General features: G+C 72.5%; 14 protein-coding genes. 4 read left to right on the top strand and 10 right to left on the bottom strand.

Features of this window, described 5'->3' with window-relative positions; all coding sequences use genetic code 11:
* Positions 1-42: 42 nt before the first annotated feature.
* The 3 genes from ABTW72_RS10875 to ABTW72_RS10865 form a co-directional block, all read right to left on the bottom strand.
* Positions 43-1,047, bottom strand: a complete 1,005-nt coding sequence (locus ABTW72_RS10875; protein WP_350857114.1) for a glycine betaine ABC transporter substrate-binding protein — start codon at positions 1,045-1,047, stop codon at positions 43-45.
* A gap of 200 nt (positions 1,048-1,247) precedes the next feature.
* Complete coding sequence (locus tag ABTW72_RS10870) at positions 1,248-1,988, bottom strand: ABC transporter permease (protein WP_350857110.1); 741 nt, start codon at positions 1,986-1,988, stop codon at positions 1,248-1,250.
* Complete coding sequence (locus ABTW72_RS10865; RefSeq protein WP_350857107.1) at positions 1,985-2,671, bottom strand: ABC transporter permease; 687 nt, start codon at positions 2,669-2,671, stop codon at positions 1,985-1,987. Before ABTW72_RS10865 ends, ABTW72_RS10870 begins: the two co-directional genes overlap by 4 nt.
* A gap of 2 nt (positions 2,672-2,673) precedes the next feature.
* On the opposite strand from ABTW72_RS10865, the gene ABTW72_RS10860 reads away from it, so the two are divergent.
* A complete protein-coding gene (locus tag ABTW72_RS10860) occupies positions 2,674-3,678 on the top strand; it encodes an ABC transporter ATP-binding protein (RefSeq protein WP_350857104.1) in 1,005 nt (334 codons plus the stop codon).
* Between the two features lie 51 nt (positions 3,679-3,729).
* Here the strand turns inward: ABTW72_RS10860 and ABTW72_RS10855 are convergent, their stop codons facing one another.
* The 7 genes from ABTW72_RS10855 to folP all read right to left on the bottom strand — a co-directional run bounded on the left by ABTW72_RS10855 (position 3,730) and on the right by folP (position 8,324).
* Complete coding sequence (locus ABTW72_RS10855; protein ID WP_350857101.1) at positions 3,730-4,161, bottom strand: hypothetical protein; 432 nt, start codon at positions 4,159-4,161, stop codon at positions 3,730-3,732.
* Between the two features lie 125 nt (positions 4,162-4,286).
* Positions 4,287-4,595 carry a hypothetical protein gene (locus ABTW72_RS10850; protein WP_091403607.1) on the bottom strand — a complete coding sequence of 103 codons (309 nt, stop codon included), beginning with the start codon at positions 4,593-4,595 and terminating at the stop codon, positions 4,287-4,289.
* Positions 4,596-4,648: 53 nt separating this feature from the next.
* Positions 4,649-5,863 (bottom strand): ABC transporter permease, encoded by a 1,215-nt coding sequence (locus ABTW72_RS10845; protein ID WP_350857098.1) that lies wholly within the window; start codon positions 5,861-5,863, stop codon positions 4,649-4,651.
* Between the two features lie 119 nt (positions 5,864-5,982).
* On the bottom strand, positions 5,983-6,519 hold the full coding sequence (locus ABTW72_RS10840) for a DUF3180 domain-containing protein (protein ID WP_091403235.1): 537 nt from the start codon (positions 6,517-6,519) through the stop codon (positions 5,983-5,985).
* A gap of 19 nt (positions 6,520-6,538) precedes the next feature.
* Positions 6,539-7,066 (bottom strand): 2-amino-4-hydroxy-6-hydroxymethyldihydropteridine diphosphokinase, encoded by a 528-nt coding sequence (gene folK, locus ABTW72_RS10835; protein ID WP_350857095.1) that lies wholly within the window; start codon positions 7,064-7,066, stop codon positions 6,539-6,541.
* Positions 7,063-7,431: a dihydroneopterin aldolase gene (gene folB, locus ABTW72_RS10830; protein WP_124854954.1), complete on the bottom strand. Its 369-nt coding sequence runs from the start codon at positions 7,429-7,431 to the stop codon at positions 7,063-7,065. Before folB ends, folK begins: the two co-directional genes overlap by 4 nt.
* Complete coding sequence (gene folP / locus ABTW72_RS10825; RefSeq protein WP_350857092.1) at positions 7,428-8,324, bottom strand: dihydropteroate synthase; 897 nt, start codon at positions 8,322-8,324, stop codon at positions 7,428-7,430. The genes folB and folP overlap by 4 nt, the downstream gene beginning before the upstream one ends.
* Positions 8,325-8,680: 356 nt before the next feature.
* Between folP and ABTW72_RS10820 the strand changes: the two genes are divergently transcribed.
* From ABTW72_RS10820 to ABTW72_RS10810, 3 genes are all read left to right on the top strand, one after another.
* The gene (locus ABTW72_RS10820; RefSeq protein ID WP_074315118.1) at positions 8,681-8,995 is read left to right on the top strand and encodes a hypothetical protein; all 315 of its coding nucleotides are present in this window, start codon (positions 8,681-8,683) and stop codon (positions 8,993-8,995) included.
* 13 nt (positions 8,996-9,008) lie between these two features.
* Complete coding sequence (locus ABTW72_RS10815; RefSeq protein WP_053654782.1) at positions 9,009-9,371, top strand: hypothetical protein; 363 nt, start codon at positions 9,009-9,011, stop codon at positions 9,369-9,371.
* A 70-nt stretch (positions 9,372-9,441) separates the two neighbouring features.
* Entirely contained in the window at positions 9,442-12,888 is a 3,447-nt protein-coding gene (locus ABTW72_RS10810; protein WP_350857089.1) for an ATP-binding protein, read from the top strand.
* Position 12,889: the final 1 nt, after the last annotated feature.

The following is a 12,889-nucleotide window of genomic DNA, read 5'->3' as shown; positions in this document are numbered from 1 at the left end:
GCCCGGTCGGGCGGGGGCGTCCTCAGCACGTGCGGAAAGGGCTCAGCTGGTGGCGAAGGCGCCATCCGAGGAGAAGATCAGACCCACGCTGATCGAGCCGTCGCGCAGCCCGCTCTTGGTCAGCGGTCCCCCCTGGTCCAGCGAGGAGAACTTGCCGACCGACAGCCCGTAGGTCTTCTCCAGGCCCGGCTTGCAGAACGGACGCTGCTCGCACTCCGGCGGGCCACCCAGCACGGTCGCGCTGCCGGAGCACTTCGCCGCCAGCTCGGAGAGGGTCCGCACGCCGTACTTGTCGGCGAAGGCCTGGGTCACCGCGAAGGCGTTCTGGTCCTGTGCGGCGGCCGGGGTGCCGAAGGTGAGGCCGGCCTTGTCGCCCTCGGCCTTGAGCGCGGTCACCGTCGTGTTGATGTCCGGCGAGGAGACCGGCTGGGCGTTCTGGCCGTTGGCCTTGGTGTTGAGGAACTCGGCCATGGTCGCCGCGTACTCCGGGACGACCTGGATCTCGCCCTTCTCCAGGGCCGGTGCGTAGAGCTCCCGGTTGCCGATCTGCTGCACCTTGACCTGGTAGCCGGCGGCGCTGAGCGCGATCCGGTACAGCTCGCCCAGGATCTGGCTCTCGGCGAAGTTGCCGGCACCCACCGTGATGTTGCCGCCCGGGCCCTTGGCGATGCCCGCGGTGAGGTTGTTCGCGCTGGCGAACTCCTCGGCCGCCACCTTGGGGGTCTTGCGGTCCTCGTTGACGGCCTTGTTGAGCTGGATCAGCTTCGGGGTGTCGAGCGCGGCGGAGACCTTGTCCAGTGCGGCGATCAGCTGCGGGTTGGCCGCCTTGCTGTTGACCGCGGGAATGACGTTGTCGGAGTTCTGGAGCTTCTTGTCGTCCTGCAGAGCGATGAGCTGCTGGCCGGCGACCGGGGCGCACCCGGCGCCGGAGGCGCTCGTCTGGGGTGCGTCGGTGCCGGACGAGCCGGCGTCACCGCAGCCGGTGAGGAGTGCTGCCCCGGCGACGGCACTGACCGCCCCGATCGCCAGACGTGTACGTGCGCGCATGTGCCCGCCTTCCGTGTCCCGGCGCGACCCGTCCCGGGCCGGCCGCGTGTCCGACGGGCGATCCTGGCTGTCGGCCGCCCGCGAATGTCCACCCAACATGCTCCGGACCCGACCGACAACTTGGGATGGACTTCGTCACCCCATCGTCACCGATTTGACGGGCGTGGGTCGCCAGCTCGATGCGGGCTCACCCGGACGGGTCAGGCGCTCCCGGTGGCGTCGGCGGCCCGGGGCCGGCCGAGGCGCTGCCGCCCACGCCGCAGCGGCTTGGGGGTGACCAGCCGTTCGACGCCACCGAGGACAACCTCGGCCAGCAGCGCGAGCCCGGCCACCAGCACACCGCCGGCGACGATCTGCCCACCGCCGGCCGCGATACCGATACCGAAGCCGGTCCGGATGATCTGGCCCAGGCCGCCGCCGTTGACGAAGGAAGCCAGCGCTGCGGTCGCGATCACCTGGACCGCCGCGGTGCGGAAGCCGGCCGCCAGATAGGGCACCGCGAGCGGCAACTCCACCCGGCGCAGCAACTGCCCGCTGGACAGGCCCATCCCCCGGGCCGCGTCGCGGGCCTCCGGGTCCACCTGTCGCACCCCGGTGTACGCGTTGGCCAGCAGCGGCGGCACGGCGAAGACAGCCAGTGCCACCACGACCGGTGTCTTCCCGAAGCCGCTGGCGAAGACGACCGGGAGAATGGTCAGCAGCGCCAGGGTGGGGATGGCCAGGGTGGCGTTGGAGATCAGCACCACGAGGCCGCCACCTCGACCGAGGTGGCCCAACCAGAGCCCGAGCGGCCAGGCCACCAGGCAGCCGAGCGCCACCGCCAGGGCGGAGATCGTCAGGTGCTCGCCGAGCCGGTCCAGCATGCCGCCGGGGTTGGTCCAGTTCAGTGGGTCGTTGATCCAGGTGATGGCCTGCCCGATCGGGTTCGCCGCGACGGTCACCGTGCCCTCCGGGTGGACCAGGGAGTCACCAGTCGGGCGACCAGGATGAGCAGCAGGTCGAGCACGACCGCGAGCGCCACGCAGAGCAGTGCGGCCGTCATGATCTCGGCCTTGTAGAGGTTGTTCTGGAAGCCCGCGAAGATCAACTGCCCGAGCCCGCCGTGCCCGACCAGCACCCCGACCGTGACCAACGCCACCGTCGAGACCGTCGCCAGCCGTACGCCGGTCACGATGCCCGGCAGCGCCAGCGGCAGGTCGATCCGGAACAACCGCCTCCAGCGGCCGTAACCCATACCCTCGGCGGCTTCCCGAACCTCCGGGGGCACCTGGTTGAGACCGGCCACCACATTGCGCACGATCAGTAGAAGCGCGTAGAGGACCAGCCCGACCAGCACCGTGGTCGCCCCGGTGCCCAGGTAGGGGGCGATGAACGCGAAGAGCGCCAACGACGGGATGGTGTAGACCACCCCGCTGACGGCGAGGATCGGACCGGCGACTGGACGGACCCAGTACGCCAGCACGGACAACGGCAGGGCGATCAGCACCGCGATCAACACCGCTCGGCCGGTGAGGGAGGCGTGTTCGCGCACCGCGGCGAGGATCGTGTCAGAGTTGTCCCGCACGTACTGCCAGGAGAACCAGGGGTTACCCGGGTCGGCCCGGTAGCTCAGGCGGAAGGACATACGTGGACGTTACCCCGGAGGCTGCCAGCGTGGCCCAGTCCCCTCGCGCGGCGTCGATCGCGCTGCACGGCATCCAGAAGCGCTACCCGAACGGCACCGAAGCCGTCCGGGACCTCAGCCTGGATGTCCGGGCCGGCGAGCTGGTGGTGCTGATCGGCCCGTCCGGCTGCGGCAAGTCGACGGTGCTGCGGATGATCAATCGCCTGATCGAACCGACCGCCGGTCGCATCACGCTCGGCGACGAGGACGTCACGAACGTCGACCCGGTGCGACTGCGCCGCCGAATCGGGTACGTGATCCAGAACGTCGGTCTCTTTCCACACCAGACCGTGCGGGCCAACGTGGCCACCGTGCCGGGACTGCTCCGCTGGCCCAAGGGCCAGACCCGGGCCCGGGTCGACGAGCTGCTCGACCTGGTCGGGCTGGACCCGGCGGAGTTCGGCGGTCGCTACCCGCACGAGTTGTCGGGTGGCCAGCGGCAGCGGGTCGGGGTGGCCCGGGCGCTCGCCGCCGACCCGGTGGTGCTGTTGATGGACGAGCCGTTCTCGGCCGTCGACCCGATCGTCCGGGCCCGCCTCCAGGAGGAGTTCCTGCGCCTCCAGGCCGAGGTGCGCAAGACGATCGTGCTGGTCACCCACGACCTCGACGAGGCCGTCCGACTCGGTGACCGGATCGCGGTCCTCTCCGAGGGCGGGCACCTGGAGCAGTACGACACCCCGGCCGCGCTGCTCGGCGCGCCCGCCACGCCGTTCGTACGCGAGTTCGTCGGCGCCGACCGGGGCATCCGCCGGTTGGCGGTCACCCCGCTCAACCGGGAGGCGCTGGAGCCGGTGCCCGAGGACGCCGCACCGGACCTGCCCACCGTCGCTGTGGACGGCTCGGCGTACGACGCGTTGGCGGTCCTGCTCACCTCGGGCCGGGACCGGCTCCTCGTGACCGACGCCGGCCGGCCGGTGGGCGCGCTCAGCCGACAGCGTCTCCTCGACCTCGGCCGCCCGACCAGCTGACCCCCGGTCGGGGCAGGCACGACCGTCGCGGCCGACCCCGCCTCGGCCGGGTCAGGCGCGACCGCCGAGGCTGGCGATGCCGATGATCCACCCGGTGAGGAAGCCGTAACCGGCACCGGTGCTGGCGTCCTGCAGTGCCCCCAGCAGTGACGGTGCCGGGCCGAGCAGCGCCGCCAGCACGGCGGCCAGCCCGCCGGCCAGCACGTACGCGGCCCAGCCGGAGAAGAACTGACTGACCGGCCCGGGCACCCGGGCGACCTGCGCGGCGGGCAACAGGTAGAGCAGCGCCACCGCGAGGACCACCAGCAGCACAGCTCGCAGGTCGGCGGCGAACAAGCCGCCGGCCTGCCCGTCCGCGTCGAGCCGCCAGGCCGGCCAGGCGAGCAGGCGCGCGTAGAACGCGCCGCCCGATTCCGGGTCGGTCAGGGTGGCGGCCCAGCCGGTGTACGCCGGACTTCCGCAGATGCCGATTAGCAGCAACACGGCGAGCGCGCCGGTGCCGGCGGCTGTGCCGTAGCGGCTGACCGGGCGGGAACGGTGGACGAGCGACGCGATCCGCCCAGGCCCCGAACCGGTGGCTCGGGCGGACCTGGGCTGCCCCGAGCGGCTCAGTGCTTCATCAGGTAGTCGATGAAGGCGGCCCGCAGCAGCGGCGCCGACTCCTCGTAACCGTGACCGGTCAGCTCCCGCCACAGCGCGTTGGCCTCGTCGATCGTCGGGCCGATCGAGTTCGGGGCGCCGTCCAGCACCGTGGCCTCGTCCGCGTTCGGCAGGTGGCGCAGCACCGACCAGAAGAAGCCCACGTCCCGGTGCTCCCGGGCCCGAGCGAACGCCCGCTCCCGCAGCTCCTCGGTGGACAGCGCGTCAAGCTCCTCGAACGAGGTTCCGCCCGGGGTGGCGGCAGGTGAGTCGGTCATGTCGCCGAGCCTAACGGTCGAGATCAGCTCCGGCTCGGCGGACGCGACGCGGCTCACCGCTCGTCGGTGTCCCACCGTCGCGGGCCGTCCTCCCACCGCGGATCCCTCCACGGGTCGATCGGTTGGGGTGCGGCCTGGGTCGGCAGCGTGGGAGGCCAGTTGTCGACGGACTGCGGCTGCGGCGCGGTCCAGCCCGAGCTGATCGTGCCGTCGCTGACCGGCTCGGGCCGCTCGGGGCTGCCCGGTCGGGGCCGCCCGAGCGTCTCGACCAGCCGGGTGGCCAGCAGCCCGACGCCGAGCGCGGCCCCGCCGACCGCCCAGTTGCTCAACGTCCAGCCGCGCTCCGGCGCGTACACCTGGAACACGGTGACCAGGCCGACCGCCAACAGCGTGCCGAACACACCGCCCCGGCGGCCGTACGCGCTGGTGCCGGCGAGCAGGGCCACGCCGATGGCCAGCACCGTCCAGTCCAGCCCCGAGGTGGGTGCCACCGGCCCGGGGTCGTTGGCGGCGAGCAGCATGCCGGCCAGAGCGGCCAGCACCGTGGAGACGACCAACGCGACGGCGGTCACCACTGCGGCCACCGCGCCCCGCCGACGGGCCGGGTCGACGATCGGACGGTACCGGCCGACGAGCCGACGGATCGCCCGGATCGCGCCGAACAGCCCACCGAGGACGGCCACCGCGGCGAAGCCGGCGAAGAGGTAACCGGCGCTGCTGGTGGGGTCGTAGTCGCCCTGTACCAGCACGGGCGCCGAACGGCGTTCGATGTACACCACCACGGCGGCGGCGCCGGCCAGGCTGGCGGCCCAGCCCGGCACGTGCAGCACCACCACGGCCAGAGCCAGCGCCAGCCCGCCCACCGCGGCGACCGCCACGGCCGGGCCGAGCGACGCCGGCAGGCCCCGGTCACCCTGCTCGGCGTAGTGCAGGGCCGCCGCCACCGCGATCGGGCCGACAGCCAGGTTCGGTGCGGCCGTCCGCAGGCTCAGCCCGGCGGCCAGGGCGAGCAACCCCAGCCCGACCGCGTCGATCAGCAGCGTGCGCAGGTTGCCGTCGCGCACCGCGGCCGGGTCCTCCCGCCAGAGCAGCCAGCACACGGCGGCCAGCCCGGCCAGCAGCAGCAACTCCCACCACAGGTGTACGCCGATCCGGTCCCGGCCGGGCTCACCGTGGGTGGGGTCGTCGAAGACGTTCTCCAGTACGGCGGCCGGCACCCCAGACGCGGGTTCGGCCGACCGGTCCCGGCCCGCTTCTTCGTACCCCATGACGCCGCCTCCCCAGTGGCCGACCGTCCCCAGTCCGGCGCACGGACGGACCCTGGGCGGCCCTTGCTCTCCGATCGCAGGCACCGTACCCGCGCCCGCAGCCGGGCGTAACCCCCTGCTCAGCGCTGGCCGGGGCGGCTCTCCCGAGGGTCCTGCTCGCGCTCGTCGTCCGGGCGTTCCGGCACCCGGCAGGAGCGCTCCAGCCAGAGCGCGGCGCCGACCAGTGCCAGCGAGGCGAGCAGGCCCCCGCTGGCGGCCGGTCGATCGTCCAGGGCCGCGCGGGTGGTTTCCACGAAGAGCCAGCCGGTGAGACCCGCGTAGAAGCCCGCGAAGATCGCGGCGGCCAGTGCCGACGCCTTGGCCAACACCACGAAGCGGGCGACCAACAGCGGATTGACCGGGTCCCGACCCGGCTTGCGCTCGATCCGGCCCCGGGTGTTGATCGCGGCGTACGCCTCCAGCACGGCGAGCCCGGCCAGCGTCACCACCGGCAGCCAGGGCAGCCGGGGAATACCGCTGTAGTAGAGGGTGCTGATCAGCAGCCAGGCCACCGCCGCCGCACCCAGGCCGGCCACGACCAGGGTCGAGATCCGGGTGGGGCCCATCCGCGACCCGTCCGGGCCCGACCCGCGGGGTGGGGGCTTCGCCTGCGTCATGCCGGCCGGTTCCGCTCGGTCATGCCGTCGACTCTAACGCCAACTCCGGCCGGGGACGCAGTTCCAACGCCTCGTCGGCCGCGGGGCCGGTGGTCAGCAGGTCGGTCAGCCAGCCGTGACCGGGCAGCCGACCGTACGGCTGGATGTCGATCCACGGACGCAGCACGAAGGCGCGCAGGTGCGCCCGGGGGTGCGGCAGGGTCAGCTCCTCCTCGTCGCTGAGCACCGGCTCGTCGTCGTCGCCCCAGACCGCGATCACGTCCACGTCGAGGGTGCGCGGCCCGAACCGCCGCTGCGGGTCACGGACCCGGCCGGCCGCGCGCTCCGCGTCGCGGGCCCGCTCCAGCCAGTCGCGCGGGGTCGCGCTCTCGTCCTGCACGAGCACTACCGCATTGAGGTACGCGGGCTGATCGGTGTCGCCCCACGGTGGAGTCTCGTACACCCCGGAGATCACGAGCACCGCGTCGCCGAGGGTGGCGACGGCCGTGCGCAGGTGCTCCAGGCGGTCGCCCAGGTTGCTGCCGAGCGAGAGGACCGCCCGGGTCATCGGGTACGCGTCCGGGTCATGGTGACGGCCACGTCGGTGAACGTGTGCGGCACCGGAGCCTCCGGCTTGTGCACGGTGATCGTCGCGGCGTCGACCCGAACGTCTGCCAGGCAGACCGCGAGCAGCCGGTCCGCCAGGGTCTCGATCAGGTTGACCGGCTCGCCGGTCACCACCGCGACCAGGCGCTCGGCCAGCTCGCCGTAGTGCACGGTGGCGGTGACGTCGTCGCTGGCCGCGGCCGGGCCGAGGTCCAGCTCCAGGACGGCGTCGACCACGAAGTCCTGCCCCTGTTCGCGTTCGAAGTCGTACACCCCGTGCCGGCCACGCGCCCGCAGGCCGGTCAGCTGGATCCGGTCCGTCGTCATCGCCGTACCCCATGCTCGTGATCGTCCTGCGTTCGCTTCCTGCCGTGCGGCGGCACGGCCAGGCGAGGGCTGCCGGTCGCCGCCCAGACGGCGAGCGCGTCGGCGGTGGCCTGCACATCGTGCACGCGTACGCCCCAGGCGCCCGCGGCGACCGCCAGCACGCTGGTGGCCACGGTGGCCGCCTCCCGCTGGGCGGTCGGTCGCGGCGTGCCGTCCGCGGCGGCGAGCAACCCACCCAGGTACGACTTGCGGCTCGCCCCGAAGAGCAGCGGGTAGCCGAGATCCAGCAACTCCGGTAGGCGGGCACTGAGTTCCCAGTTGTGCGCGGCCGTCTTCGCGAAGCCGAGCCCGGGGTCGACGATGAGGCGGTCGGCGGCAACTCCGGCGGCCAGCGCCGCGTCGATCCGTTGGGCCAGCTCGGCCCGGACGTCCGCCACCACGTCGGTGTAGGTGGCCAGCTCGCGCATGGCACGGGAGTGCCCACGCCAGTGCATCAGCACCCAGGGGCAGTGCGCGTCGCGGACAACCCGGGCCATGTCCGGGTCGGCCAGGCCGCCGGAGACGTCGTTGACCACCGCAGCGCCGGCGACCAGGGCGGCCTCCGCGACCCGCGCGCGGCTGGTGTCGACGCTGACCGCCACACCGGCGGCGGCCAGTTCGCGGATGACCGGCAACACCCGCTCGGCCTCGGTCTCGGCGTCGATCCGCTCGGCACCCGGACGGGTCGACTCGCCACCGATGTCGACCAGGTGCGCACCCGCGTCGCGTAGACGGACGCCGTGTCCGACGGCGGCGTCCAGGTCGGCGTACCGTCCGCCGTCGGAGAAGGAGTCCGGTGTGACGTTGAGGACGCCCATCACCACCGGGCCCGAAGCCCGCACCAGATCGGTCACGACTAGACGGTACCGGTCGCGGCGGCGGCGGCCAGCGACCCGGGTAGGCCCCGCACCACTGCCTCTGACGTGCCGATTGGAACAGGTGTACGATCGGTCATCTGGGCAGGATCGGGCAGCCCCTTCGCGGCTTGTCGCAATCCGGGGCGGCCCGTACGCTTTGGAATTGGCCAGCATCGAGATGGCGAAGCTTGGAGGGAGGGCCGAAGCGGGGAAAATCCGCCCAAACCTCGCCACCCTCCGTGGTGAGTAACGAACACAGGGTCAAGAACGCCATGCCCTGTGGAGCACTTTTCCCGCAAGGCTTGCCTATTGCACCGCCGCGGCACCGCCGGCCGCGCTATGGGGAGGTTCCAGTGATCGCCTTCGAGCTCATGGAGACGGCGTCGTCCGGCGTCGCCCACGCGCTCTCCACCCTGGCGTCGACTCCGCTCGCGGAGCCGGCACCGAAGGGGATCGACACCAACAGTGTCGTCACCTTCTTCGCCAGCAAGATCGCGCCGATCCTGCTCGCCGTCCTGGGCGTCATCTTCATCGGCCGTGCCAGCCGAGGCGAGATATCCAAGGTGCTGACCAGCTCCGCGATCGCCATCGTCGGGCTCGCCTTCATCGCGGGCGCGGCAACACTCTTCTTCGTCGGCGATTACCTGATCGACCTGATCTTCGAATAGGCGCGTTCACCAGATGCGGCTGCGCACCGACGACGACATCTACCGGGCCCGCCTGGTCTACCTCGGGCCGCCCGGTTACACCCTTCCGGTCCACCTGCCCTACGCCCAGTACGGGCTCTTCATGCTGCTGGTCCCCCTCTACATGTTCATCCACTGGCTGTTCACGTTGACGGTCGAGCTCTTCCCAGCCTGGGAGATCGCGCTCGCCATCGTGACCACGTCGTTCATCTTCCGGCACGTCGACCCCGATCGGCCGGCGCGGGTGGTCATCCGCACCGCGCTGACCGACTGGCGACGCACCCGGGAGCCGGCGGTCGAGCAGCGCGATCCGCGCCTGGTCGGCAGCCGGATCAGGATTAGGGAGGAGCTGGCATGACCGGACGTACGTCGAACGGTCCGTCGCAGGACGCGGGCATGGGTCTGCCGACAGTCGCCGAGGCGATCGCATGAGCCGCTCCTCCACGCCGGGCTCCCCGGCCGGCCGCCCGGGCGCGCCGGCCGGTCACCGAGCGCACTCATTCGACTACACCGAGGACGAGGACGAGGTTGCCCTCGACCCCGCGCTGGTGACGTCGCCCGGCCACGGTGCCGTCGGCGTGTTCCAGGCACCTCGGCCGATTCCCCGCCGGACGCCACCGGCCGAGCCCACCGCCGTGTCGGCCGGGGAGAACGCCGACATCGACTCGCCCTTCCTGGACCTCTTCGGCGGCGCCGGACGACCCGCCTCGCCACGAGCCGTCACCGCCGGCCCGAGCACCCGCGAGCAGCCGGCGATCCCGCACCAGCCGCCACCCACCGCCAGCCCGGCACCAGCCCGCGCGGTCCCCGAGCTCGAGCCACCGTGGACGCCCGCCGACCCGCCCGGCAACGGTGGCCGACCCGTCGAGCCACGACACGGAGGCGGCCACCCGGCCAGCGAGTCCCGGGTGCCGCACCAGGCCGGCGATCGACGGCCGATGCCGCGTCCGCCGGACGAGCCCGACCCGTCCACCGGCGGCGGGTCGCAGGCGACCGCCGGCCCCGTCCGCCGACCCGCCAGCACCGTGCCGGGCGATCGCCCCGCAGCGACGCCGGCCCGACCGGCGGCTCAAGCGCCACACCAGCCGACGGCGACGGCCGGCCGGTCCACGGCCTCCCCGGAGCAGCCGGCCATGATCACGGCTGCGGATCGGCCAGCTCTCGAACGCGCGCCGCGCCGGGCCACCGACTCGGATCGGCCCAGGAGCACCGGCACCGCGGCCACCGGCAAGGAGATCGCCGCACCCCGACAGCGCACGGCTAGCCGTCCGGACCGACCGATCAAGCCGACCCGGGTTCGCGCTCCAAAGATCAAATTCGGGGATCGGGATCCGTCGGTCGAGCTGGCCATCACCGAGATCGCCGGCCACCTGACCTTCACACCGAACACCGTCACCGCCTGGTACTGGCTGCCCGAGGTCCGCTGGGCGTTCCGGCCGGACGCCGAACGCGAGGCGCTGCTGTCGGCGATCTCCGAGCAGTACGCCGGCCTGGCCGGCTTCCGACTGCACCTGCGCCGCACCACCCGGCCCTTCCCCGCCGACGAGTGGGCGCGCACCATCGACACGCACACCTCGGCGCCGCTGCCCGACGTCCCCGGCACCACCGGCTGGGCCGACCACCTGGTCGCCGCCCAACGCCACCTGATGGCGGTCAACCACGCCGAGGGCCAGACCTACCTGGGGGTCACCTTCGCTCGCCGTTCCCTCGGCGACTCGCTCACCGAGCGGCTGCTGCGCACATTCGGCCGCGGCACCGCCGATGGGGAACGCCGCAAGCTGGGCCGCACCGTGGAACAGTTCGACGAGGTGCTCGGGGCGTTCGGCATGCGCGGCCGGCGGGTCACCGCCCAGGAGCTGGAATGGCTGCTCTACCGCTCGGTGGCGCTGTGCATGTCGCCGCCGAGCACCCTCTCCCCCGTCACCGACGGGCGCTGGGAGCGCGGCGATCTGCTCGCCATGACCGAGCAGGTCGAGCGCTACCGCACCCCGTACGGCTCGACGGTCAAGCTGGTCAACCGGATGACCGGCGAGGAGCGGCACGTGGCCGTGCTCGCCGTCGGGCGGATGGAGCCGCTGGAGATCCCGGAACGACACGAGCCCTGGCTGCACTTCCACGAGCGGCTGCCCTGGCCGATGGAAATCTCGACCCGCGTCGACATCCTCGGCTCCGGCGACTCCTTCCGCAATCTCGAACACCGGCTGCGGATGATCCGCTCGCAACAGCTCGACTACGCCGAACACGGCATCGACGCGCCCCCCGAGCTGGAACGACTGGCCAAGCGCGCCCTGGTGATCGGCGACGAGATGACCACCGGCCTGCCGGTCGACTCGGCCCGTGCGCACGGCTGGCACCGGATCGCGGTCGGCGGCCGGACCAGGGAGGAATGCCTGGAGCGGGCCCGCCGGCTCATCCAGCTCTACTCCCGGGAGCTGCGCATCTCGCTGCAGCACCCGAAGAACCAGGACTGGCTGGCCCGCGAGTTCATCCCCGGCGAGCCGATCGCCAACACCGGCTACGTCCGCCGCATGCCGGTGCCGTTGCTCGCCGCCGCGCTGCCCCAGGCCGCCTCCAACGTGGGCGACCGGCGGGGCGACCTGATCGGCCGGACCGCCGGCACCTGCCGCCGCCCGGTCTTCCTCGACCTGCACTTCCCCATGGAGGTCCGGGAACGCTCCGGGCTCGCGGTCTTCGTCGCCGAACCAGGTGGTGGCAAGTCCACCCTGCTCGGCGCCCTGGGCTACCTGGCCGCCCGCCGAGGTGTCCAGGTGACCCTGCTCGACCCGTCCGGCCCGCTGGCCCGTCTCTGCGCGATGCCCGAGCTGCGGCCGTACTCCCGGGTGTTGAACCTGACCGGCTCGGAGCACGGCACCCTGGCGCCCTACTCGCTCATCCCGACGCCGCTGCGCTCCGAGTTCGGCACCGGGGCCGCCGGTGACCGGGAGTTCGAGATCGCGGTCTCCAACGCCCGAGCCGAGCGGCGGATGCTCGTCCAGGACATCTGCATGATGCTCGTCCCGCCGCAGGTGGCCAGGGAGGCGTCGACCGCCACCCTCTTCCGGCACGCCGTCCGTCAGGTCCCCGCCGAGGAGACCTCCACCCTGGACGACGTGGTGAGCTGCCTCGGGCGGCTCGACGACGACGCCGGCAAGGAACTGGCCAACCTCCTGCTGGACACCGCCGAGATGCCACTGGCCATGCTCTTCTTCGGTCGACCGCCGGAAGGGCTGCTCGGTGCCGACGCGGCACTCACCGTGATCACGATGGCCGGCCTACGGCTGCCCGACCTCAAGATCGAACGCGAATACTGGTCGGCCGAGGAAGCACTGGCCCTGCCGATGCTGCACACCGCGCACCGGCTCGCCGTCCGGCGCTGCTACGGCGGCTCGATGTCATCCCGCAAGCTCGTCGGCCTCGACGAGGCGCACTTCATGGAGGGCTGGCGGTCCGGGCGCTCCTTCCTGGTCCGACTCGCCCGCGACTCCCGCAAGTGGAACCTGGCCGCACTGGTCGCCTCCCAGAACCCCCGCGACATCCTCGGCCTCGACGTGCAGAACCTCGTCTCCACCGTCTTCGTCGGCCGCATCGCCGAGGACACAGAGATCGCCTCCGAAGCGCTACGGCTGCTGCGGGTGCCGGTCAACGACGGGTACGAAGCCACCCTGGCCTCACTCTCCGCCGCCGACACCAGCTCGTCCAACCGGCTGGGCTTCCGCGAGTTCGTGATGCGCGACGTCGACGGCCGGGTGCAGAAGGTCCGCGTCGACGTCTCGTACGTCGAAGGGCTGCTGGACCACCTCGACACGACGCCCGCCGCGATCGCCGCGGCGGCCGGAGTCCTGCCGAGCATCCCCCTGCCAGATCTGGAGGCGTGAC

Source organism: Micromonospora sp. NPDC127501 (genome assembly GCF_040302185.1).
Lineage (GTDB): Bacteria > Actinomycetota > Actinomycetes > Mycobacteriales > Micromonosporaceae > Micromonospora.
This window is presented reverse-complemented; position numbering and strand designations above follow the sequence as displayed.